General features: G+C 66.6%; 22 protein-coding genes. 11 read left to right on the top strand and 11 right to left on the bottom strand.

Annotation, left to right across the window (positions count from 1 at the left end):
- Positions 1-17 precede the first annotated feature (17 nt).
- Positions 18-1,166 carry a PLP-dependent cysteine synthase family protein gene (locus tag NLR35_RS00170; protein ID WP_257164552.1) on the bottom strand — a complete coding sequence of 383 codons (1,149 nt, stop codon included), beginning with the start codon at positions 1,164-1,166 and terminating at the stop codon, positions 18-20.
- 717 nt (positions 1,167-1,883) lie between these two features.
- Between NLR35_RS00170 and NLR35_RS00165 the strand changes: the two genes are divergently transcribed.
- The 3 genes from NLR35_RS00165 to NLR35_RS00155 all read left to right on the top strand — a co-directional run bounded on the left by NLR35_RS00165 (position 1,884) and on the right by NLR35_RS00155 (position 4,973).
- Positions 1,884-2,912, top strand: coding sequence for a PrsW family intramembrane metalloprotease (locus tag NLR35_RS00165; protein WP_257164551.1), 1,029 nt, complete (start codon positions 1,884-1,886; stop codon positions 2,910-2,912).
- A gap of 125 nt (positions 2,913-3,037) precedes the next feature.
- Positions 3,038-3,625, top strand: coding sequence for an HdeD family acid-resistance protein (locus NLR35_RS00160; protein ID WP_257164550.1), 588 nt, complete (start codon positions 3,038-3,040; stop codon positions 3,623-3,625).
- A 262-nt stretch (positions 3,626-3,887) separates the two neighbouring features.
- Positions 3,888-4,973, top strand: coding sequence for a 3-deoxy-7-phosphoheptulonate synthase (locus NLR35_RS00155; protein ID WP_257164549.1), 1,086 nt, complete (start codon positions 3,888-3,890; stop codon positions 4,971-4,973).
- 52 nt (positions 4,974-5,025) lie between these two features.
- Here the strand turns inward: NLR35_RS00155 and NLR35_RS00150 are convergent, their stop codons facing one another.
- From NLR35_RS00150 to epmA, 3 genes are read right to left on the bottom strand one after another with little or no spacing between them, the layout of a single operon-like run.
- On the bottom strand, positions 5,026-5,277 hold the full coding sequence (locus NLR35_RS00150; protein WP_257164548.1) for a hypothetical protein: 252 nt from the start codon (positions 5,275-5,277) through the stop codon (positions 5,026-5,028).
- A gap of 36 nt (positions 5,278-5,313) precedes the next feature.
- A complete protein-coding gene (locus NLR35_RS00145; RefSeq protein WP_257164547.1) occupies positions 5,314-6,408 on the bottom strand; it encodes a lysine-2,3-aminomutase-like protein in 1,095 nt (364 codons plus the stop codon).
- Positions 6,405-7,460 (bottom strand): EF-P lysine aminoacylase EpmA, encoded by a 1,056-nt coding sequence (epmA, locus tag NLR35_RS00140; protein ID WP_257164546.1) that lies wholly within the window; start codon positions 7,458-7,460, stop codon positions 6,405-6,407. Before epmA ends, NLR35_RS00145 begins: the two co-directional genes overlap by 4 nt.
- Before the next feature lie 126 nt (positions 7,461-7,586).
- Here epmA and efp point away from each other — a divergent pair, with 126 nt between their 5' ends.
- From efp to NLR35_RS00125, 3 genes are all read left to right on the top strand, one after another.
- Positions 7,587-8,153 (top strand): elongation factor P, encoded by a 567-nt coding sequence (gene efp / locus NLR35_RS00135; RefSeq protein WP_006614774.1) that lies wholly within the window; start codon positions 7,587-7,589, stop codon positions 8,151-8,153.
- A 52-nt stretch (positions 8,154-8,205) separates the two neighbouring features.
- A complete protein-coding gene (locus NLR35_RS00130) occupies positions 8,206-9,843 on the top strand; it encodes a M23 family peptidase (protein WP_257164545.1) in 1,638 nt (545 codons plus the stop codon).
- A 66-nt stretch (positions 9,844-9,909) separates the two neighbouring features.
- Positions 9,910-10,173: a hypothetical protein gene (locus tag NLR35_RS00125; RefSeq protein WP_257164544.1), complete on the top strand. Its 264-nt coding sequence runs from the start codon at positions 9,910-9,912 to the stop codon at positions 10,171-10,173.
- A gap of 81 nt (positions 10,174-10,254) precedes the next feature.
- On the opposite strand, the gene NLR35_RS00120 is transcribed toward NLR35_RS00125, so the two are convergent.
- Together NLR35_RS00120 and NLR35_RS00115 are read right to left on the bottom strand one after the other, a co-directional pair.
- Complete coding sequence (locus NLR35_RS00120; RefSeq protein WP_257164543.1) at positions 10,255-10,437, bottom strand: hypothetical protein; 183 nt, start codon at positions 10,435-10,437, stop codon at positions 10,255-10,257.
- A 58-nt stretch (positions 10,438-10,495) separates the two neighbouring features.
- On the bottom strand, positions 10,496-10,966 hold the full coding sequence (locus tag NLR35_RS00115; RefSeq protein WP_257164542.1) for a carboxymuconolactone decarboxylase family protein: 471 nt from the start codon (positions 10,964-10,966) through the stop codon (positions 10,496-10,498).
- 53 nt (positions 10,967-11,019) lie between these two features.
- Between NLR35_RS00115 and NLR35_RS00110 the strand changes: the two genes are divergently transcribed.
- The 3 genes from NLR35_RS00110 (at position 11,020) to NLR35_RS00100 (ending at position 13,663) form a co-directional block, all read left to right on the top strand.
- The gene (locus NLR35_RS00110) at positions 11,020-11,547 is read left to right on the top strand and encodes a MarR family winged helix-turn-helix transcriptional regulator (RefSeq protein WP_257164541.1); all 528 of its coding nucleotides are present in this window, start codon (positions 11,020-11,022) and stop codon (positions 11,545-11,547) included.
- A 51-nt stretch (positions 11,548-11,598) separates the two neighbouring features.
- Positions 11,599-12,837 carry a lytic murein transglycosylase gene (locus NLR35_RS00105; RefSeq protein ID WP_257164540.1) on the top strand — a complete coding sequence of 413 codons (1,239 nt, stop codon included), beginning with the start codon at positions 11,599-11,601 and terminating at the stop codon, positions 12,835-12,837.
- Positions 12,838-12,904: 67 nt separating this feature from the next.
- Positions 12,905-13,663 carry a DUF6968 family protein gene (locus NLR35_RS00100; RefSeq protein WP_257164539.1) on the top strand — a complete coding sequence of 253 codons (759 nt, stop codon included), beginning with the start codon at positions 12,905-12,907 and terminating at the stop codon, positions 13,661-13,663.
- A gap of 70 nt (positions 13,664-13,733) precedes the next feature.
- On the opposite strand, the gene NLR35_RS00095 is transcribed toward NLR35_RS00100, so the two are convergent.
- Positions 13,734-14,600, bottom strand: coding sequence for an NYN domain-containing protein (locus NLR35_RS00095; protein WP_257164538.1), 867 nt, complete (start codon positions 14,598-14,600; stop codon positions 13,734-13,736).
- A gap of 252 nt (positions 14,601-14,852) precedes the next feature.
- Here NLR35_RS00095 and NLR35_RS00090 point away from each other — a divergent pair, with 252 nt between their 5' ends.
- Positions 14,853-15,251 (top strand): GrlR family regulatory protein, encoded by a 399-nt coding sequence (locus tag NLR35_RS00090; protein WP_257164537.1) that lies wholly within the window; start codon positions 14,853-14,855, stop codon positions 15,249-15,251.
- Positions 15,252-15,312: 61 nt separating this feature from the next.
- On the opposite strand, the gene NLR35_RS00085 is transcribed toward NLR35_RS00090, so the two are convergent.
- The 3 genes from NLR35_RS00085 to recJ form a co-directional block, all read right to left on the bottom strand.
- Entirely contained in the window at positions 15,313-15,843 is a 531-nt protein-coding gene (locus NLR35_RS00085) for a 2'-5' RNA ligase family protein (RefSeq protein ID WP_257164536.1), read from the bottom strand.
- 10 nt (positions 15,844-15,853) lie between these two features.
- Positions 15,854-16,876, bottom strand: coding sequence for a serine hydrolase (locus tag NLR35_RS00080; RefSeq protein ID WP_257164535.1), 1,023 nt, complete (start codon positions 16,874-16,876; stop codon positions 15,854-15,856).
- An 843-nt stretch (positions 16,877-17,719) separates the two neighbouring features.
- The gene (recJ, locus tag NLR35_RS00075) at positions 17,720-19,561 is read right to left on the bottom strand and encodes a single-stranded-DNA-specific exonuclease RecJ (RefSeq protein ID WP_257164534.1); all 1,842 of its coding nucleotides are present in this window, start codon (positions 19,559-19,561) and stop codon (positions 17,720-17,722) included.
- A gap of 307 nt (positions 19,562-19,868) precedes the next feature.
- Between recJ and NLR35_RS00070 the strand changes: the two genes are divergently transcribed.
- A complete protein-coding gene (locus tag NLR35_RS00070) occupies positions 19,869-20,954 on the top strand; it encodes a methyl-accepting chemotaxis protein (protein WP_257164533.1) in 1,086 nt (361 codons plus the stop codon).
- Positions 20,955-20,964: 10 nt separating this feature from the next.
- Here the strand turns inward: NLR35_RS00070 and NLR35_RS00065 are convergent, their stop codons facing one another.
- Complete coding sequence (locus NLR35_RS00065; protein ID WP_257164532.1) at positions 20,965-21,684, bottom strand: haloacid dehalogenase type II; 720 nt, start codon at positions 21,682-21,684, stop codon at positions 20,965-20,967.
- Between the last annotated feature and the right edge of the window lie 63 nt (positions 21,685-21,747).

The raw sequence follows: 21,747 nt of genomic DNA, 5'->3' as shown, positions 1-21,747 counted from the left end.
CCGTTCGTTGATCCAGATCAGGGATGGCGCGGATTGCCGGCGTCGGGAATGTCGAGCGCGAGTGGCGCGCCGGTGTCGAGGAAGCTCGCGAGCGCGGCCTCGACCGGCGCAGGATCGAGGCCCCGCCCGGCCAGCCATTGCGGCTCGTAATAGGTCTGGCGATAGCGCTCGCCGGAATCGCAGATCAGGGTCACCAGCGAGCCGGTCTGTCCGTGCTGCCGCATCTCGTCGGCGAGCCGGCACAGCGCCAGGAAATTGGTGCCGGTGGAGCCGCCGACCGGCCGGCGCAGCCTGCGCGTCAGCACGTTCATCGCCGCGATCGAGGCCGCATCCGGCACCTTCATCATGCGGTCGACCACGCCCGGCACGAAGGACGGCTCGCAGCGCGGACGTCCGACGCCTTCGATCAGCGACGGCATCTCGCAGGTCTTGGCGCAATCGCCGCTGCAGAACGCATCGAAAAAGGCGGAATGCTCGACATCCGCGACGCAGAGCCGTGTCGGGAAACGGCGATAGCGCAGATAGCGCCCCATCGTCGCCGAGGTGCCGCCGGTCCCCGCCCCCATCACGATCCATTCCGGCAGCGGGCAGCGCTCGCCTTGCAGCTGGTTGAAGATCGACTCGGCGATGTTGTTGTTGCCGCGCCAGTCGGTGGCACGCTCGGCGAAGGTGAACTGGTCCATGTAGTGGCCGCCGAGCCGCGCCGCGAGCGCAGCCGCCTCGGCATAGAGGAAGCGGCCGTCATCGATCAGGTGGCAATTGCCGCCGTAATGCGTGATCGCCGCGATCTTCTCCGCCGAGGTCGTGCGCGGCATGACCGCATAGAACGGCACGCCGATCATCTGCGCGAAATAGGCCTCCGACACCGCCGTCGAGCCCGAGGAGGCCTCGACCACCGGCGTGCCCTCGCGAATATGGCCATTGCACAGCGCATACAGGAACAGCGAGCGCGCCAGCCGGTGCTTGAGGCTGCCGGTCGGATGCGTCGACTCGTCCTTGAGATAGACGTCGATGCCGGCAAGGGCCGGAACGATGAGGCGGATGAGGTGCGTGTCGGCCGTCCGGCACTGGTCCGCCTCGATGGCGGCGACGGCATCATCGACCCAGCCGCGGCGATAGCGAGGCAGGCAGGGGTCGGCGGGGCGAAACGGACTCGACGGGTTCATGCGGGCATACCGATCATGATCCCCTGGCCGCATCAAGCCCGCTGGTCGCGCTGGCCCGGGGCATGCTGAACGGGCGGTAGCTGCCGGATTGTCCCTGCACAGCGGAGGCTCCGTCGCCCCGGATGCGAGCATTGCGCCGCATTCGCACCTAGGTTGAGGCGCGGAAATTTGAATCCCGGCGGGATTGGCCAAACAATTGCACACTTTCAGGGCGAACTAAGGCGCTGCATTGCCGTAGACTGGATCTCGTCGCGGGTTGCATGACGGGCCGCAAGGCCTGCATACGGGGGCACCATGAAAGTTTTTCCGCTTGTCGTGATTGCGTGCGTCATCAGTCAGGCCGCCTTTGCCGAAGGTCTGGAATGTCGTCGAGTTGCCGATCCCACGCCGCGGCTGAGCTGCGTCGAGACACCGACCACGGCCCAGGTCCCGGCCCCGTCTCGGACCGATGCCTGGACACCGGAGCCGCGTCGGGAGACGCCGGTGCGTGACGGCAATCAGGCTGCGGGCGGATCGCGAATTCGCTGACCTGCGGGTCCCCCTGCGGCCGAAAGCGGCAGCAGGGCATCCCGGCGATCCATGTCGGCCATCCATGCCTTGATGATCGGCGGTTTTTACCGACATGTGGATTCTGCCCCGCGGCTGCCGATGTCGCCGTGATGCCGCGCGGGAGGTGAAAAGCTGGATCCGCCAGCGGGACGAGACGATTGGGAGACCATGGCCTACCTGCCGTCGCAAATGAACCTGCTCGAAGCGCTCGCCACCGTGGTCGGAACCGCGGCGATTGCGCCTGCGCTGCTGATCCTGTGGCTGGTGGTTGCGGCAGGTGACAATTCCGGTCCGCCGCTCAAGATCTGGACCGCGTTCCTGCTCGGCGCCGCCAGCGTGCTACTGCTCGGCATTGTCCGGATCCCGTTCCAGAATATCGGATTGGCGATCGAAAACCCGTGGATCGCGCAAGCCGTCCGGGCGCTGTTCAACGTCGCTCTGCCCGAGGAGATCGCCAAGGTCGCCGTGATCGCCGCATTGTGGTCGCGACGCCGGCAGGTCGGCAATGCCATGGACACGGTGTTCTATGGCGCAGCGGTCGGTCTCGGCTTCGCCGCGTACGAGAATCTCGCCTACCTCGTCCAGCATGCCGAAATGTGGCGCTCCCTCGCGATCCTGCGCAGCGTGCTCACGGTGCCGTTCCACGGCGCCCTCGGCATCATCGCCGGCGCTTATCTGGCGATCGCCCGGACCTCGACGGCGCTCGGCGCCAACCGGCACAATCGCGACGGGGCGAGGATGTCGAGCTGGGCGCTGGTGCTGGCCGCTCCGGTGCTGCTGCATGCGGCGTTCGACTATCCGCTGCTGCTGCTGCAACGCGCCTCCAATCTCGATCCGACCTCCCGGCTCTGGCTCGGCGCCGTCAGCGTCCTGATCGGCTTCTCCTCGATCGGACTGGCGATCCGGCTGGTGCGCCGGGTGGCGCATCACCACACGCCCCGCACCGAGCTGGCGAAGGCCCGGCTGAGCCAGCTGCGGCGGATGTGGGCGCTGCTGCTGCTCGGCGGGGCCGCCGGCTTCATCGGTCTCGGCTTCGTACTGACGTCGATCCGGCATTGGCTGCTCAACCCCGACCGCAACATCGCCGGCGTCCTGGTTCCCTTGGGCCTCACCGCGATCCTGCTCGGCGTCGCCCTGCTGATTGTCACAACGACGATCTATATCTTCGGCCGCAACCGGATGCGGACCACCGCCTAGGCGCCGGCCGCAGGGCTCGATTGCAACGAAACGCACCTCGCGCGCTTGTTCCGGCCGCCGTTCCTCGCCATGTTCATCGGTGGCGGGCACGGCGTCCAGCACGTGCCCTGCCCGGAGTAATGAGCATGACCCTTCCCCAGGATACGATCCCGCCGGAGCTCGAGCGCATGAGGTCGCAGATGGGCGCGGCCGTCCGCGCGCATTGGAAGGCGTTCCTGATCGAGGGCATCCTGCTCGCCGTGCTCGGCCTGCTCGCCATGGTCCTCACCCCCTTGGCGAGCCTGGCCGTCACGATCTTCCTCGGCTGGATGTTCCTGATCTCGGGCATCGCAGGGCTCGCGCTCACCTTCTGGGCGCGCGGCATGCCGGGCTTCTGGTGGTCCTTGCTCTCGGCCCTGCTGGCCATCATCGCCGGCTTCATCCTCGTGGCGCAGCCCGTCCAGGGCACGGTAACCCTGACCATCGTGATCGGCGTCTATTTCCTCGCCGAGGGTGTCGCCACGATCATGTATGCGCTGGAGCACCGGCGCGAACTGTCCGGCCGCTGGTCGTGGCTCGCGATCTCCGGCGTCGTCGACATTGCCATTGCCGGCATCATCATTTCCGGCCTGCCAGGCACGGCGCTGTGGGCGATCGGCCTGCTCGTCGGCATCAACCTGTTGTTCGGCGGCCTGTCGATGATCGGCATGGCGCTGGCGGCCCGAAACGCCTGAGACTTCGGAGTTTCAATTTTTGGGAGTTTCATTTTTGGGAGTTTCATTTTTGGGGATGACAAGCGGGACCCCCGCCGCTATAGGACTGACATGATCAACGCCGCCACCAGCTATTATTGGTACTTTACCTACGACAGCTCGCTGGCGGCGGGAGGATCGCGCTCAATCTGATACATTGCAGCAAGATATCCGAACAAGCCGCCAGACCTGGCGGCTTTTTTTGTGCCGGCAGGTGCCCATCGAAAGACTTCAGGAGCCCGCCATGCTGAGCACCACAGACGATCTTCGTATCAAGGAAATCAAGGAATTGAGCCTGCCTGTGGAGGTGATGGGCGAGATTCCGCGCACCCTCACCGCCACCCGCGTGGTGATGGCCGCGCGCAACGCCATCCACGCCATCCTGACCGGCACCGACGACCGCCTGCTGGTCATCGTCGGCCCCTGCTCCATCCATGATCCCAAGGCCGCCCTCGACTACGCCAGCCGCCTCGCCGCCTTGCGCGAGCGCCTCAGTGACCGGCTGGAGATCGTGATGCGGGTCTATTTCGAGAAGCCGCGGACGACCGTCGGCTGGAAGGGCCTGATCAACGATCCCGATCTCGACAACTCGTTCGACATCAACAAGGGGCTGCGGCTGGCACGCAACGTGCTGTCGGCCGTCAACAATCTCGGCCTGCCGGCGGGATGCGAATTCCTCGACATGACTACGCCGCAATACATCGCCGACCTCGTCGCCTGGGCCGCGATCGGCGCGCGCACCACCGAGAGCCAGATCCACCGCGAGCTCGCCTCCGGCTTGTCCTGCCCGGTCGGCTTCAAGAACGGCACCGACGGCAACATCCGCATCGCCACCGACGCGGTGAAGTCGGCCGCGCATCCGCATCATTTCATGGCGGTGACCAAAGGCGGCCGCTCGGGCATCGCGGCGACCACCGGCAACGAGGACTGCCACATCATCCTGCGCGGCGGCAACGGCCCGAACTACGACGCCGCCCATGTCGAGCAGGCATCGAGCGAGCTGGTCAAGGCCGGCCTGCCGGCGCGGCTGATGATCGACACCAGCCACGCCAATTCGAGCAAGAAGCCGGAAAACCAGCCGCTCGTCGCCGCCGACATCGCCGGCCAGTTGGTGAACGGCGAAGAGCGCATCATGGGCGTGATGATCGAGAGCCATCTCGTCGCCGGCCGCCAGGACGTCAAGCCGGGCGTGCCGCTGACCTACGGCCAGAGCATCACCGACGGCTGCATCGGCTGGGACACGACGGTCGAGGTGCTGGAGCAGCTGGCCCACGCCGTCACGGCGCGGCGCGAGAAGCGCGGCGACTCACTGCGCGAGCGCTCAGCGTAGGGCTTCGCGGATCAATCGAGCGGCGCGCCTCGTGCGCGCCGCAACTGAATGCTCAGCAGCCGCGGCAGATGCTCTTGATCTTGCGATCGAGCTCGCGGTCTTCCTTGCTCATATTGCTCATGGAGTTCTCATCGGCCTGCTCGGCCTTCGGCAGGTCGGCCGGGCGCGGCTGCCGGCGCTTCTTCGCGCCCTGCGTCGTCGCGTCACTGCTCGTACCGCCGCTCTGCGCCAGCACGGTGCCGTCAGCCACCAGGATCAGGAGCCCCATCGCGATCGCAAATGTCTTCATCGCAGGTGTCTTCATGTTGCTCCTCCGTGTCAGCGGAATCAGCCGATCACTTCATTCCCCAGCGGGCGGATAGAGATGCGCCTCGCCGCAATAGTCAATCACACGATAGCGTGTTTGCGCAGCGGCGGCATGATGCAGCTCAACAGAATCCTCGGCAGTGAGGTATTGCGGACCCACCGGCGCCTTGCCGTGGCCGCCGGGAATGTCGAGCACGTAGTCGGGCTGGCACAGGCCGGACACGCGGCCGCGCAACGCCCGGATCAGGGCCTGCCCCTCTGCCAGAGTCGTGCGCAGATGCGCCGTGCCCGGGGCGAGATCGCCGTGGTGCAGGTAATACGGCTTGATGCGGGTCTCGACGAAGGCGCGCATCAGGGCCTCCAGAGTCGCCGTATCGTCGTTGACGCCGCGCAGCAGCACCGATTGGCTGACCAGAGGAATCCCTGAGTCGATCAGCCGCGCGCAGGCGGCGCGCACCTCCGCACTCAGCTCGCGCGGATGATTGGCATGCAGCGCGACCCAGGTCGCGGCTCCCTGCACCTTCAGCGCATCCACCAGCGACGGCGTGATGCGCTGGGGATCGGCGACGGGCAGCCGCGTGTGGATGCGGATGATCTTCACATGATCGATCGCGGCGAGATCCGCCATGATCTCCTTGAGCCGCCGCGGCGACAGCATCAAGGGATCGCCGCCGGTGAGGATCACCTCCCAGATCTCGCCGTGCGACTTGATGTAGTCGAGCGCGCCGCGATAGGCGTCCTCCGACAGCGCATTGTCCTTGCCGGGACCGACCATCTCGCGGCGGAAGCAGAACCGGCAATACACCGCGCAGACATGCACGAGCTTGAGCAGCACGCGATCGGGATAACGGTGCACGATGCCCGGCACCGGCGCATGCGCATCGTCGCCGATGGGATCGCCGCGCTCGCCGGGCGCCGCCACGAGTTCGTCCGCCGACGGCACGAACTGGCGCGCGATCGGATCATTCGGATCGTCGCTGTCGATCAGGTCGGCGAGATGCGTCGTGACCGCCACGGCATAGCGCTGCGCCACACGGTCCAGCGCGTCCTGCTCTGATGGCGCAGCCAAGCCTTGCGCCACCAGATCGGCTGCGCTGCGAAAGGTCGTCGGCCGTTCGATGCGGTTCATCGCTGCTCACCTGCCGGCGGCGTCCATACCACCTGGTCGATCCTGGTCGCGCCGGCCGCCAGTAGCACCAGCCGGTCGAAGCCGAGCGCGACGCCGCTCGCCTGCGGCATCTGGGCCACGGCGGCGAGGAAATCCTCGTCGAGCGGATAGCGCTCGCCATAGCGCCGCTGCTTCTCCGCCATCTCCTGCTCGAACCGCCGGCGCTGCTCGGCGGCGTCGGTGAGCTCGCCAAAGCCGTTGGCGAGCTCGACGCCGCAGGCATAGACCTCGAACCGCTCGGCGACGCGGAGGTCGCCGGCCTTCGCGCGCGCCAGCGCGGCTTCCGGCGACGGATACTCATACAGCAAGGTCACCCGTCCGTTGCCGAGCTGCGGCTCGACATGCTCGACCAGGACCTTGCTGAACAGGTCCGACCAGGTGTCGTCGCCACTGATCCGGATCTTGCCGGCGGCCGCGGCCGCCAGAGCATCGCGGTCGCCCGCGCGATCGCGGATCGTCGCCAAGAGGTCGATCCCCGCATAGCGCTCGAACGCGCCCGCAACCGTCAGCAGCTCGGGCTCGGCGTAGGGGTCGGTGGTGCGGCCGCGGAAGCCGAACTGCCGGATTCCGGTCGCCTGGGCGGCATGGGCGATGACCACGACGGTATCGGCCATGATGGCGTCGTACGGCGCCTCGGCCCGGTACCATTCCAGCATGGTGAATTCCGGCAGATGCAGGTCGCCGCGCTCGCGGTCACGAAACACCCGCGCAAACTCGAAAATCCGCTGCTCCCCGGCCGCCAGCAGCTTCTTGCAGGCGAATTCCGGCGAGGTTCTGAGATACCGTCTATTCCGGGTTCCATCTGAGCCGGTCAACTCGGTCGCCGGCGCGTGCAGATGGGTCTCGTTGCCCGGCGACATCTGCAGGATCGCGGTTTCGACCTCGGTAAAACCCTGCTCCTCGAACCAGGCGCGCAAAGCGCGCGTGATCGCGGCCCTGGCTTGCAGGAACGGCCTGACATCGGCATGCCGCTGCGGCGACCACCAGGGTGACGGGGATGGCTCCTGGGGCATCACGGGATCGCCAAAAGGCTGGCAACCCCGGACAAAATCAGTATGTTGCCGGCCGAAACCGCATCCCGCGTCCCGCGGCGCCCAGGCCTTGCCCGGCGCCCGCCCCTCAGTGTCAGGAAAACAGCTTTGAAAGTCATCGCCAGCTCTATTCGCAAGGGTAACGTCATTGAGCAAGATGGAAAGCTCTATGTCGTCGTGACCGCCGAGAACATCCATCCCGGCAAGGGCACCCCGGTCAGCCAGATCGAAATGCGCCGAATCAGCGACGGCGTGAAGATCTCGGAGCGCTTCAAGACCACCGACCAGGTCGAGAAGGCGACGATCGAGGAGCGCAACTTCACCTTCCTGTACGAGGATGCCGACGGCTTCCACTTCATGAACCCGGAGACCTATGACCAGGTCCAGGTGCCGAAGGACGTGGTCGGCAACCAGGCGGCCTATCTGCAGGAGAACATGACCGTCAAGCTGTCGATGCACGACGTGGTGCCGGTGGCGATCACCCTGCCGCAGCGCGTCACGCTCGAGGTCGTCGAGACCGAGCCGGTCACCAAGGGCCAGACCGCGTCGTCGTCCTACAAGCCGGCCGTGCTTTCCAACGGCGTGCGCACCGGCGTGCCGGCGCACATCACCGTGGGCACCCGGATTGTGGTCATGACCGAAGACGGCTCCTATTGCGAGCGCGCCAAGGACTGACGCATGATGGCGGCCGCGATGGCATGATCTGACGCCGGGGGGCGCGGGGGGATTGGGGGCAAGGATCACCTTTATCACCGCGGCCCTGGCGGCGGTGATCACGCTGGCGGCGGCCTCTTGGGCGCGCGCGGCAGACTCCCTCGCCGCGCCCGCCATCTCGCTTCAGCGCGCCGACTGGCGTGCTGCGCTCGACCAGCTTCGGTCCGAGCTCAATGCGGCCCCCGACGTCGTCGCCGACTTCGCACCCTCAGTGCGCCGACCTAGCCTGACCAGCGATGACCCGCGGCGGCGGCCCGCATTGGTACAGCTCAACGGCGTCACCTCGACCATCTTCACAGGGATCGGACGCAGTCCGGTCCCTGTTTTGCTGCCGTTCGACACGGCTTCCTATCTCGGCGCGCGCCGCCGCGGCGCGGTCGATCCGCAGACCCTGCCGCGCTACCAGGCCGACTTCCAGACCGACCTGTTCGACGCCGGTCCCTCCGGCTACGACGCGGTGTTCTCGCTCGCTCCCGAGGTGACCTCCGGCCTGCCCTCGCGCATCTTCGCCAAGCCGGTCGAGGTCCAGATCACGGGATCGAGCCTCACCTACGACATCGCCGATCCCGCGGGCGGCAAGGGCGACCCGGTCAAGGCGCTGTCAGCGCAATATCCCGACCTGCGCCGCTTCATCCGCGAAGGCTATGTCCGCTACGCCTTCACCCGTTTCGGCGTGCCCTATGTGGTCTCGATCCAATGCCTCGACAGCGCACCGCGGCCGAAGCGCCTCGCCTGCCGCGAGGCCTATCCGGTCGCAGAGCGCTTCCTCAGGGCATTGCGCGTCGCCGGCGGCCAGCCGGCGCGCCGTACGACGGAGGTCACACAGCTCGGCGTCGATCGGCCCTCTACGCTCGACCCCGATTTCAGCTATCGTCCGCCCGGCGACATCGTCGCCAATTCAGGCGCGCGCGGCCAGGGCGGACGTGCTGATCGCATCGTCTACTCGCAGATCCACTTTCCCGTCGACGCGCCGGCCTACGTCCACTCGCAGTCGTTCGGCCGCCGCCGCGCCAGCGACAAGCTCGACCAGCCCTGGAGTCAGTATCCCTGGCGCGACAGCTTCTGCGAGGCACGCGACTTCAATGTCGGCCAGTGCGCCAGCGGCTTCGGACACCAGGGCCAGGACATCCGGCCGGGCATCTGCCCGGTGCGCCGTAATGGGCCTGACGGTTGCGACCCTCAGCGGCAGCGCGTGCTGGCGGTGCGCGACGGCGTCGTCATCCGCGCGACCAGGCAGCAGGCCGTCACCATCCAGGTCAACAGCGGCACCGAGCACATCCGCTTCCGCTACATGCACATGAACCCGGCCGCGATGGACAAGGACGGCCTGCTCAACGGCCGTTCGTTGCGCGAAGGCGAGCCGATCGGCGTGGTCTCGAACTACCTCGACCATCCCAACGGCACCACGCGGCACGTGCATTTCGACATCCAATTGTTCACCCGTGACGGCTGGATCTGGGTCAATCCCTACATGACCCTGATCGCCGCCTATGAACGCCTGATCGGCGGCCGCGGCCGCGAGATCGACGCAGGCCCGGAGATGGCCGCGTCGCCATCTCCCGTGACCACGGGAACCATCAGGGTGCCGGCGCAAGCCGCCTCACCGCTCGGCCCCTCCGCGGACGCTGCCGTGGGGCGCGACCGGAACTGATCGCGCGGTCAGAGGGCCGGAACTGACCTCCCTGGCTGCGGGTTGATGACCCAAGGAGGATGTCGAATGGCGACAGTCACATCGCAGCACAGGACCGGACCGGCGCTGGTGTCCGCAGCGATCGCTCTTGCCTGCGTGGGCGCGCTCATCATGCTGGTGCGCGACCGCTGGCACCCCCCGGAGATCAAATCCGCCGACGCGGCGCGACATTCGATGACCGGCCAGGTCGCCCGCGCCGCCGGCGCCCGCGTCATGCCGACCGATCCCAGCCTCGCCGTCGAGCCGAAGCCGGAAGGACCGAAGCGCGCTCAGCCGGCGAACCCGTTCTAAGAGCCGCAACGCTCGTCATGGCCGGGCTTGACCCGGCCATCCAATCCCTTGGGCAAATATGGACTTCAACTGCCCTCAAGGTCACGCCGACCACTTGTCCTCTTCCCGCCGGTGCTCCTCGGCGTTCAGACGCTCGGCAATCTCATGCGCCATCGCTTCGTCCTTGGTCTTGGCGATCGGCTTCCCGTCTTTGCGACGCACGCGATCTTCATCGGCCTCCAAAGGAAAATCGTCGGGCTTGAGCGGCTCGTTCGGCTCTGTCACGTGCGCCTCCCTCGTTTGAAGGCACAACTCGCGCCGCTTCGCCGAGGTTCCATCGACGTCAGCTGACGGAGCGCGCCGGCCGCTCCGCCGGCGTCCAGCGGAAGGCGACGCCATAGCGGTTCCAGAGATTGATGACGCCGATCGCCGACGTCAGGAACACCAGCTCCGTCTCCGAGAATTCAGTACGCGCCTGCGCATAGACCTCGTCGCTGACGCCACCATCCAGCTTCGTCACCGCCTCGGTGAACGCCAGCGCCGCACGCTCGCGCGCGGAGAAATGCGGCGCCTCGCGCCAGACCACGACGAGGTTGAGCTTGTCGGCGGACACGCCGAGCTTCTCCGCCAGCAGCACATGATGCTGCACGCAGAACGCACAGCCGTTGATCTGCGACGCGCGGATCTTGACCAGCTCGAGCAGCTGCTTGTCGAGCCCGGCCTTGGCCGCCTGCTGGCTGACCGCAAGGATGGCGTCATACAGCTCCGGCGCCTGCCGCCTGAAATCCGCATACTCGCTGCGCGCATGTGACATGGTTCGTCTCTCGTGTTATCAGTCCTCTGACAATTTATCAGAGCTCTGATAACATGCGCAAGGCACGGACATCTTCACCTTCGCGCGCGCGGCGGCAAACGCGCGCGGCGCGCACCGGTCAGCCCGCGCGCCCGCCGGCGCCCGGCGAGGGCAAGCGCGGCGAGGACGGTCACCTCGCTTATCTCCTGCGCCAGGCCCAGGCGGCGGCGCGGCTGTCGCTCGATCGCGCGCTCGTCTCGACCGGCCTCACGCATCCGCAATTCGTGGTGCTGACGATGCTGAAAGCCTATCCCGGCTTGTCCGGCGCCGACTGCGCCCGCGTCGCGCTGCTGACGCCGCAGACCGTCAACGTCATCATCAACAATCTGGAACGTGACCGCGCCATCCAGCGCTCGCCGCATCCGGTGCATGGACGGATTCTGCAGTGGACGCTGACCGCTCACGGCCGTGCCCTGCTGGCCAAGGCCCGGCGCCAAGCGAGCGCGCTGGAGCGCCGCCTCGGCGCGGGGCTCGGCGAGCGCGACCTCGCGACCATCCGCCGCTGGCTGGCGCGTGTCGCGGCCGAGTTCCATCCGGATTGAACGCCCCAGGGGGTCTGCCGTCCTCCCGCGCCAGCGGCTACACTGCCGGCCATGACCCAGCCCGATTCCCCGACCCGCCGCACCCTGCTCCGCTCCGGCCTCGGCGCCGCCGCGCTGCTCATGCCTGCCTTGTCTCCCTTGTCTCCGTTGCCGGCCATGGCAGCGCCGGCCGAGTTCGACGCCTGGCGCGACGGCTTCCGCAGCCGGGCGCTTGCCAAGGGCATCTCGCAGGCGACCTGGACGCGCGTCATGTCCCGGCTCGAGCCGGACATGACCGTGTTCAAGGAGATGCGCAATCAGCCCGAGTTCAAGGAGCAACTCTGGCAGTACATCAACCGCCGCGTCTCCGATTGGCGCGTCATCAACGGCAAGATCGCGCTCTCGAGGAACGAGGCGCTGTTCGCGCGCATCGAGAAGGATTTCGGCGTCGAGCGCGGCACCTTGCTGGCGCTGTGGGGCGTCGAGTCCGCATTCGGCGATCCCCTGGTGCAGCAGAACCACATGCGTCCGGTGTTTCCCGCGCTCGCCGCGCTCGCCTGGAACGAGCCGCGCCGCAAGGCCTATTGGGAGACCGAGCTCACCAACGCGCTGAAGATCGTCGACCGCGGCTGGAGCACGCCGGAGGAGATGCGCGGCTCCTGGGCCGGCGCGATGGGCCATACCCAGTGGATGCCCGAGGTCTGGCTCAACGTCGGCTTCGACTATGACGGCGACGGCAAGATCAACCCGTTCGGCCGGCCCGACGACGCGCTCGGCTCGACCGCGCGGTATCTCGTCAACCGCGGCAAATACCATCGCGGCGAGCATTGGGGCTATGAGGTGCGCGCGCCCGGCAACATGTCGGGCAGCAGGACCTACGCGGCCTGGCAGGCCGCCGGCGTCACCCGCGCCGACGGCGAGTCCTTCCCGCAGCCGAACGCGTCAGCGCAACTCTGGATCCCGGTCGAGGGCGGCCCCGCCTTCCTGCTCGGTCCGAACTTCTACTCCGTGAAGTCCTATAATCCCGCGATGAGCTACGCGCTCGCGATCTGCCATCTCGGCGACCGCATCCTGGGAAGCCCTCCGTTCCTGCATCCCTTCCCCGGCTCCGAGCGCGCGCTGACCTTGGCCGAAGTCCAGGAGATGCAGAAGCGCCTGACCGCCGCCGGCTTCGACACCGGCGGCACCGACGGTCGCGTCGGCAACGACACGATGAAGGCCATCCGCGACTTCCAGGCCAAGGCGGGCATCACGCCCGCCGACGGCTATGGCGGGCTGAAGGTGCTGGCGAAGCTGCGGCAAGGCGGGTGAGCTTCGTCGGCGTGAGACAGCGCCCGCGGGAGGGACTCATTAACCCGTTGTCAGGAAGGAAGCGAAGATGACGACACTCGTGGCTGAGCGTAGCTACCGGAAGGTCGCAACGAACAGCGATGTGGTCGCACGGCTGTTCGCGCCCGAACGCGTCAACGATTGCGAGTGGCGCTGCAGGATCGAGCTGCACGGCCTGACGAGCCCCGTGGACAGATCGATCATCGGCGGCGACTCTTTTCAGGCGCTCTATCTGGGCCTGCAGCTGCTCTGCAGGCTTCTCGCGGACGACGAAGCAGAGCTGGCGTCCCTCGACGGCGCGTCGGGGGACGCGGACATTCCCCTGGTGACCAGCTGCTGTTTTCCGCAGACCCGGACCGAAGCCCTGCGCTTCGTCACGCAGCGTGACCAGGAGTTGCTCGACGCCTTGCCCGGACCGGTCTCGTCAGTGCCGCCGGAGAGTGTGCCCGGGACGCCGATGACCGACATCGTCGCCGAGCGTGTGCTGCGCGACGTGACCACGGACGCCGCCGTCGTCGCACGGCTGTCCGCGCCCAAACGCGCCGCGGCAACACGCTGGTCGTGCGAGTTCGAGGTTCGCGGCCTGGGCCGGCCGATGGCGCAGGCGATTTCCGGCGCGGATTCGTTCCAGGCCCTTTATCTCGGCCTGCGGGCGATCTGCGTCCATCTGGAACAGCACGAGCACCGGCTGGCGCTGCCGTTCGACGGCGCCCCATCGGGCGATGCCGGCCTGCCCTTCATCTCGTTCTGTCCGCCGCAGGCCAAGCAGGAGGCTCACCGCTACCTCCGCGACAAGCTCATGGCGTAGCGGCCCAGGTCAGACGGTGTCGCGGATCATCGCACGCGCGGACGCGATCGAGCCCCCCGCACCGGAACCATCACGGTTTGGCTGCGGCCCGGCGGCGGCCGCGCGGGGCCCGAGACTTGGCTTGCGCCTCCTTGGGGGACGCATCGGCTTGCGCGTCCTTTGGCAGAGCGTCCTTGGGCTGTGCCGTCTCAGGCTGAGGCGCGCGCGTCGCTTTCACCCGGATGCGCACCGAGCCACCGCCCTTGGACTGCTCCTCGATGTCGAACGCGCCGGTCTTGCGCACGAGGTCGCTGAGCTTGCGGCAGCCATAGGTGCGCGGATCGAAGTCGGAGACGAGGTTGGAGAGCTGCTTGCCGACTTCGCCGAGCGCGACCCACCCGTCCTCGCTCTCCATCTGCGTGATGACCTTCTTGATCATCGGCGTTGCGGCACTGATCGGCTGCAGCGGCTTCGGCGCAGCGGCGCTGTCCGCATCCTTGCTGCTCACAGCGTCACTCCTCAGGTTCTCCGTGTAGATGAACCTGCGGCAGGCCTGCCGAAAACTCTCCGGCGTCTTCTGCTCGCCGAAGCCGAACACGTCGATGCCCTGCTCGCGGATGCGCGCCGCAAGTCTCGTGAAGTCGCTGTCGGACGACACCAGGCAGAAGCCGTCGAACCGGCCGCTGTGCAGCAGGTCCATGGCGTCGATCACCAGCGTGATGTCGGAGGCGTTCTTGCCGGTGGTGTAGGCGAACTGCTGCTGCGGCACGATCGCGTGGCGCGAAAGCGTGTCGGCCCAGGGCTTCGAGCGCGGACTGGAGAAGTCGCCATAGATCCGGCGCACGCTCGCCTCGCCGATCTTGGCGATCTCCTCGAACAGCCCGTCGACGATCTTGGCCGAGGCGTTGTCGGCGTCGATGAGGACGGCAAGACGTGGCGAGCGGGCTTCGGATGGCATGGCATGTCTTTCGAAATGACTTTGGTCTGGTTCCTCTATACCCTGGCGTAAGCGGCTCCGAGCGACAAACATCCTAGCAAGAGCCGAGAATTCGCAGGATTCAGGACGCCGCCGGCTCAACCGAGAGCCGCCGGCTCACCATTTGTATACGAATAAATTCCCGGGTTCCCACGGGGTTGGCGCGATTGCTTTCACCTTCCTTTAATTTGCGATGCACAACGATGATGCGACCCATCGACGGGGGCATCGCCCATGATGAGAGAAGGTATCTACTCCGCCTGGTTCAAGACCCCACGGGGCCAGGGGACCGGGATCGTGCAATTGACCGCGGGCAAGGTCTGCGGCGGCGATGGCGTGCTGAGCTATAGCGGCAGCTACGAGGCGCACGGCGAACGCTTCACCGCCCTGATCAGGACGAAGCGGCACGCCCCGGGACAGCCCTCGCTGTTCGGTCCGGACGAACTGACCCTCAGCCTGGAAGGCTGCTGTCGAGCCACTTCCTTCACCTGCTCGGGCCGGGCCGCCGAAGCGCCCGACGTGCCCTTCGAAGCGTTCCTGCTGTATTCCTCACCGGACAATGCGCCGCCGCCGGCTCCACGCCCGGTCCCGAAGTTCAATCCCGAGCAGCTGCCGAAGCCGTCCTGGCGGTGAGCATCTTGGCGGTGAGCATCCCGCCTCCGATTTTCTGACCTCCAATGGGAGCAGAACTCGTTCAATCCAGCTTCTGCTCCGCCACGATCTGGACAGGCGGAAACGTCACGCAGTCGGCGACGTCGAATACGACGGAGAAAGGCCGGTCGAACGCGCGTGCGAGGGCCACCGCGTCGGCACGATGAGCGTCCACGATCCGCGTGCCCAGCGTGCAGTGAGGCGTCCAGGCACCAGGTCGATAGTGCTCTCGGCAATGCGCAGGGTCGATGGCTGCAGCGATGGCTGCGTGCCAGCGCGACAGCTCCTCAACCGGTTCAGGCACGGCCCACAGCACGAAGCGTGGGTGCGTGAACCATGCAAGCCGCCTGAACTCGATCTTCAACGCTCCGCCACCGCACACCACCGCGGACATGACCTGCCATGCGGCTGCCGCGTCGATGTCGGGCGACTCGTAGATCGCCAAAGTGAAATGCGGGCGATAATCGAGTTCGCGCATTGATGGTGCGTCCTCGAACGCCGCGACCTGGTCCCACAGACGCTCGATCTCGCCTGCGGACACGTGATCTGACCGGAGATTGATCGCGATCGGCATGTCCGACCTCTCAAGGCACCGACGCGCTGATCCGGCTCACGAGATCGAGCACGCGCTGGGTGCGGATACCCTGCGGGTTGACGGCGAGATCGACCAGTTCGACGATCACCAGTCGCTTCGACGGGACAACGACGACCATTTGGCCGCCATAGCCATTGGCGAAGAAGGCGCTGAGGCCCGAACTTCCCTTCGTGTAGGTCCACCAGAGATAGCCATAGCCGCGTTCAGGCTGCTCCGTGTCCGAGAGCCGCGTCGTCGAGTCCTTCACCCACTCCGGCGCAATAACCTCCACCCCGTTCCAGCGCCCGCCATTGAGAAACAAAAGACCGAATCTTGCGAGATCCCGGGCGCTCATCTGAAACAGATAGGCCGGATGAACGGACGACGATTCCTTCAGATACATGCCGTCGGCTACGGAGAAATCCTCCATGCCGATAGGCCTGGCGATCCGCGTTTGGAAGCTCGCGAAGATGTCGCCGACGGACTGGCGATAGATCGTGCCGAGCGCATTGAAGTCCCAATTGTTGTAGTACCAGAAACTTCCCGGCGGATGGCTGTCGCGCGGCGGCCGCCGCTCCTTCATCTGCCCGGTCTCATAGGCTGCGGCATGATAGACGCCGGAGCGCGCCATCAGCAGCTGCCGAACTGTCGCGCCCTTCTCCGCAGGCGACAGCGCCGGCGGCCCATCGTCGATCGCGAGTTCGGCAAGCGTGCGGTCGAGATCGATCCGACCGTCCTTGATCGCCATGCCCATGAGAGCGCTGAGCAGGCTCTTTCGCATCGACCGGACATTGACCTTTGCGGCGATGTCCCCCGCGGACGCGACGACCTCATCGTCCCTGACGACCATGATGGCCTTCGGCTTGTGTTCGACAGCAAACTCCTGGACGTCGCGCGACACCGCAGCATGCCAGGAGCTGCCGTCCGGCTTCGCCGCCGGCCAGTGCTGGCCTGGCTCGGCATACGCCAATGGCAACAACGGCAGGCTAGCCCAGATGCAGAAGACTGCGAGCACGGCAGGCAAACGTTGCATCGGCACTTCATTCCTGCTCGTCGGGGAGGGCGCGAACAATACTACCGGACAACCGGCGGATAATACAGGGAACGCTCGACATGCTAGCTGCCCTCCAACAGGTCTCGTGCACGCGAGCGCGATCAGCCATGGCGACCACGGCCGGGTTCGATCGCAGCGTCAGACGGATACTGGCTCCCATCCGGCTGCGAAGATTTTTTCACTTGCTTTTCTGCCGAAAATCAGAAATATTGTGCGGGTCCTGTCCCCGTGAGAGGGACGCTTCGCGATCGTCACGAACGTGGGGGATGGGATGCGGTGGCCGCTGATGTGCCGCAGCGTACTCGATGTGCGCGGACGAACGGCAGTTGGCGGACGTGAAATCGCGTGGTCCTGGCGCCCCGAAGCTGGCGCCAAGCTTTCGGGTGATGATGAGCCCGAAGGCGACGGTGGCTATCAAGCCGGACACCGGGGAGATCGCGTATAAGCGTTAAACCCATCGCGCAGGGAATGCCGGTTGAAACGGCTTTGCCTGTGGTGACTGCCGCCTGCTTTTTGTTTGCAGGCGGGCCATGGGTGAGGCCTTCACCCGGCATTCCCTGCGCCCTCTTTCATCGATGAGGGTTTTGATCAGGCATCACTCGGGCGCGAATGCGCGGCGAGATCGAACGGTCATGTTTGCGACTGGTCATGAGAGGCAGGGTGCGCGCCACACGCTCCTGTGTCGTCCTGGCCTCCGAGCCGGGACCCATACCCACAGGGAGCAGTGTGAGGCAGGAGGGCAATGGGCATCTCGCGCTCACAACCTCCGCTGCGGGGTATGGGTTCCGGCTCAAGGCCGGGACGACAGCGGGGCTGGGACTGCTACCTGATCATCGCCGGACCGTGGTCCGGCACGGCGACGTCGAGCACGCGCAGCTGGACGCGTTCGACGCCTTGGTAGCGGTCGACGGTCAGCGTGCCCGCGACATGGAGGACCTGGCCGCGATGCTGGACCAGCGCATTGCCGAGCTTCTGGCCGACCGAGCGGAACGCGATCGCGTTGACGGTGGCGCCATCGCCGGACTTGAAGCGCAGCTTGAGATGCGCCTGCCCGACCTCGTCGGCATAGACCAGCTGATGCGACGGCAGCGCCACGATCGGCTCGGGATTGCCGCTGCCGAACGGACCCGCGCGGTTGAGCGTGTTGACCAGCTCCGGCGTCGCCGCGCGCGCGCTGATCGCCCCGTCGATCAGGATCTCGTTGACGTGGCGCGCCTCGGCGACATCGGCCGCCAGCGCGCTTTCCAGATAGGCGCGAAACTCCGCCAGCCGCTCCTTGCGCAGGGTCACGCCGGCCGCCATCGCATGCCCGCCGCCCTTCATCAGGATGCCCTGCTCCACGGCGTGGCGTACGGCCTTGCCGAGATCGACGCCGGGGATCGAGCGTCCCGATCCGGTGCCGATGCCGCCGGGCTCGAGTGCGATCGCGAAAGCAGGCCGCGCGAACTTTTCCTTCAGCCGCGAGGCGACCAGCCCGACCACGCCGGGATGCCAGCCCTCGGACGCGGTTACGATGACCGCGCCCTTGTCCTCCAGGCCGAGCGAGGCCAGCGCCTCAGCCTCGGCCTGCGCCTCGGCGTGCTGCTCGATGATCCGGCGCTCGTTGTTGAGCCGGTCGAGCTCGGCGGCGATCCGCGCCGCTTCCGAGACGTCGCTCTCCAACAGCAGGCGCACGCCGAGATCGGCGCGGCCGATGCGGCCGCCGGCATTGATGCGCGGCCCCAGCATGAAGCCGAGATGCCACGCCTCCGGCGGGCCATTGAGCCTGGAGACATCCATCAGCGCGGTGTGGCCGACATGGTCGCGCCGACGCATCGCGATCAGGCCCTTGGCGACGAAGGCGCGGTTGAGCCCGATCAGCGGCGCCACGTCGGCGACGGTGCCGAGCGCGACGTGATGCAGCATGCCGAGCAGGTCGGGCTCGGGCCGCGTGCTGCTCCAGAAGCCGCGGCCCCGCAGCTCGCGATTGACCGCGACCAGCGTCACCAGTGTCAGCCCGACGGCGGCGAGATGGCCGAGGCCGGAGAGATCGTCCGGCCGGTTCGGATTCACCAGCGCGTCGACCTCCGGCAGCTCCTCGCCGCATTGATGGTGATCGATCACCACCACGGACATGCCGAGCCGCCGCGCCTCCGCCAGCGGCTCGAGGCTGGTCGTGCCGCAGTCGACCGTCACGAGCAGGGTCGCGCCTTTGTCGGCCAGCATGCGGATCGCTTCGACGTTGGGCCCGTAGCCTTCGAAGATGCGGTCAGGAATGTGGATCAGCGGGTCGAGCCCGCAATGGCGCAGATGCCATGCCAGCAGCGCCGCCGAGGTCGCGCCGTCGACGTCGTAGTCGCCGAAGATCGCGACCTTTTCCCCTTTGACCGCCGCATCGGCGATGCGCTGGGCCGCCGCCTCCATCTGCGTCACGGTGAACGGGTCCGGCATCAGCTTGCGGATGGTGGGATCGAGGAAATCGTTGACCGCGTCGAGCTTGACGTCACGCCCGGCCAGCACCCGCGCCAGCATTTCCGGCAACTGATAGCGCTGCACGATCGCCAGCGCCCGCGCTGCGCCGCGCGCATCCAGCCGGTCGCGCCACAGCTTGTTGGTCAGCGACAGCCGCACGCCGAGGAACGCCGGCGGGGCGCTCAGGGGCAAGGCAAGAGCGGACGGTGCCATCAGGCTAGGGGCCTCGCATGCAGCATGGCGATTCGAAAGCGACGGCGTCGAATCTACAGCAAGTCGCCGGTCGCGGCAGGCTCCGTCGCGGGAACCCACTGGAATCGCACTGCATCATCCCGGAAATCAGCGCCTCGAAGGGGATATTGATGACATATAGTGCGGCTTGCCTAAAATTACAGCTGTGTTCAGGAGCGTGCATTAAACGCGCGTTAGGCGAACTCCGTGACATTTCAATCAAATTATACCGACTGAATTGCTCGCAGTCTCCGCATCGGCCGAGACGGCGATGAAATGGAGTTGTTCGATGTTAGCAGCGCCTGAGCTGAAGACCTCCCCTTCGATTGCGCCCTCTCCCACGGCTCCCCAGGACGAGACCGACGTCTCCGCGCTGATCGCGCGGCTCACCGGCGAGGTCAACCAGATCGCCTGCGAGAAGACCAAGTCGATCCAGCAGATCACCAATCAGATGAAGATGCTGGCGTTGAACGCGCTGATCGAAAGCTCGCGGGTCGGGGCACAAGGCGCCGGCTTTGCGGTCGTGGCGCAGGAGGTGCGCGCGGTCGGCCAGCAGGTCGAGACCATCGCACGCGAGCTCGAAGGCCAGCTCACCACCCGCACCGGCAATCTGAAGAGCTCGATCGAGCGCATGACCGAGCGGGCGCGCGGCGAGCGCATGGTCGACCTCGCGCTCAACGCGATCGAGCTGATCGACCGCAATCTCTATGAGCGGACCTGCGACGTGCGCTGGTGGGCGACAGACTCGGCCGTCGTCGATTGCGCCGCCACACCGGACGCCGCGCGCGTCGCCCATGTCTCCGAGCGACTTGCTGTGATCCTCTCGGCCTACACGGTCTATCTCGATCTGTGGCTGTGCGACCCCTCGGGCAAGGTGATTGCCAACGGCCGTGCCGATCGCTTCAATGTGGTGGGCCAGAGCGTCGCCGAGACAAAGTGGTTTCGCGAGGCGCGCGGCCTGCGCTCGGGTGACGACTACGTCGCCGGCGACGTCGAGTGCCAGCCGCTGCTCGGCAACGCCCAGGTCGCGACCTATTGCGCCTCCGTGCGCGAGAACGGCAACGCGCATGGCAAGCCGCTGGGCGTGCTCGCGATCCACTTCGATTGGGAGGCCCAGGCGCGCGCGATCGTACAAGGGGTGCGCGTCAGCGAGAGCGACAAGGCCCGCGCGCTGCTGGTGGATTCCAGCCATCGCGTGATCGCATCCTCGGACGGACAAGGCATTCTCAGCGAGCGCGTGTCGCTGAAGCTCGACGGCAAGCGCAGCGGCTTCTATCAGGACGCATCCGGACGCATGGTCGCCTTCCACGCCACGCCGGGCTACGAGACCTACAAGGGGCTCGGCTGGTACGGCGTGATCGTGTCGGGCGCGTGAGGACGGAGGATCAGCAGCCGAGCCGGTCGGCGATGCCGTTGAAGTCGCGGGCGATGATATCCCAGGCGCCGGTGGCCTCGAAGTCGCGGTTCTGCAGCGGGCCGTATTCGGTAGGCCTCGCGACGAAGGCGGTCTTCAGGCCGTAACGCTGAGCGGCCTCGAGATCATTGTTGTGCGCGGCGACCATCATCACCTCGCCGGGCGAAAGACATAGGAGACGCGCGGCGCCGAGATAGGTCTCGGGGTCGGGCTTGTAGTGCTCGAACAGCTCGGCGGAGAGCACGAGGTCCCAGGGTAACCTCGCGAACTTCGCCATGTTGGTGAGCAGCGCGACATTGCCGTTGGAGAGCGGCGCGATGATGTATTTGGATTTCAGCCGGGTCAGCCCGGCAACACTGTCGGCCCACGGATGCAACCGGTGCCAGCCCCGCGTCAGATAGTCGAGATCGGCTTCGGTCAGGCCGGTGATGCCGAGCTTGGCGACCAGCGTCTCCAGCGAGCGCCGGTGCAGGACGTCGAGAATGAGGTAGCCGCGCTCCGGATGCCTGCGAACCTCGTCCATCGACCCGACGTACAGCCCGCGCCAGCCATCGACCAGCGCGGTCCAGTCGCCCTGGATGCCGCGCTTGGCCGACCATGCCGTGAAGTCGTTGATCAGGCTGGTGCGCCAGTCGACGACGGTGCCGAACACGTCGAACACCAGCGCCTTGACCATGGAGAGATCGGACATCTTGAATCACTCTCCGACGTCGTCATTCCGGGATGCGTGCGACGCGCGCAGACCGGGACTTGC

The organism is Bradyrhizobium sp. SRS-191 (assembly GCF_024586915.1).
GTDB lineage: Bacteria > Pseudomonadota > Alphaproteobacteria > Rhizobiales > Xanthobacteraceae > Bradyrhizobium.
The sequence above is the reverse complement of the archived record's forward strand: the minus strand, read 5'-3'. Positions and strand labels throughout refer to the sequence as shown.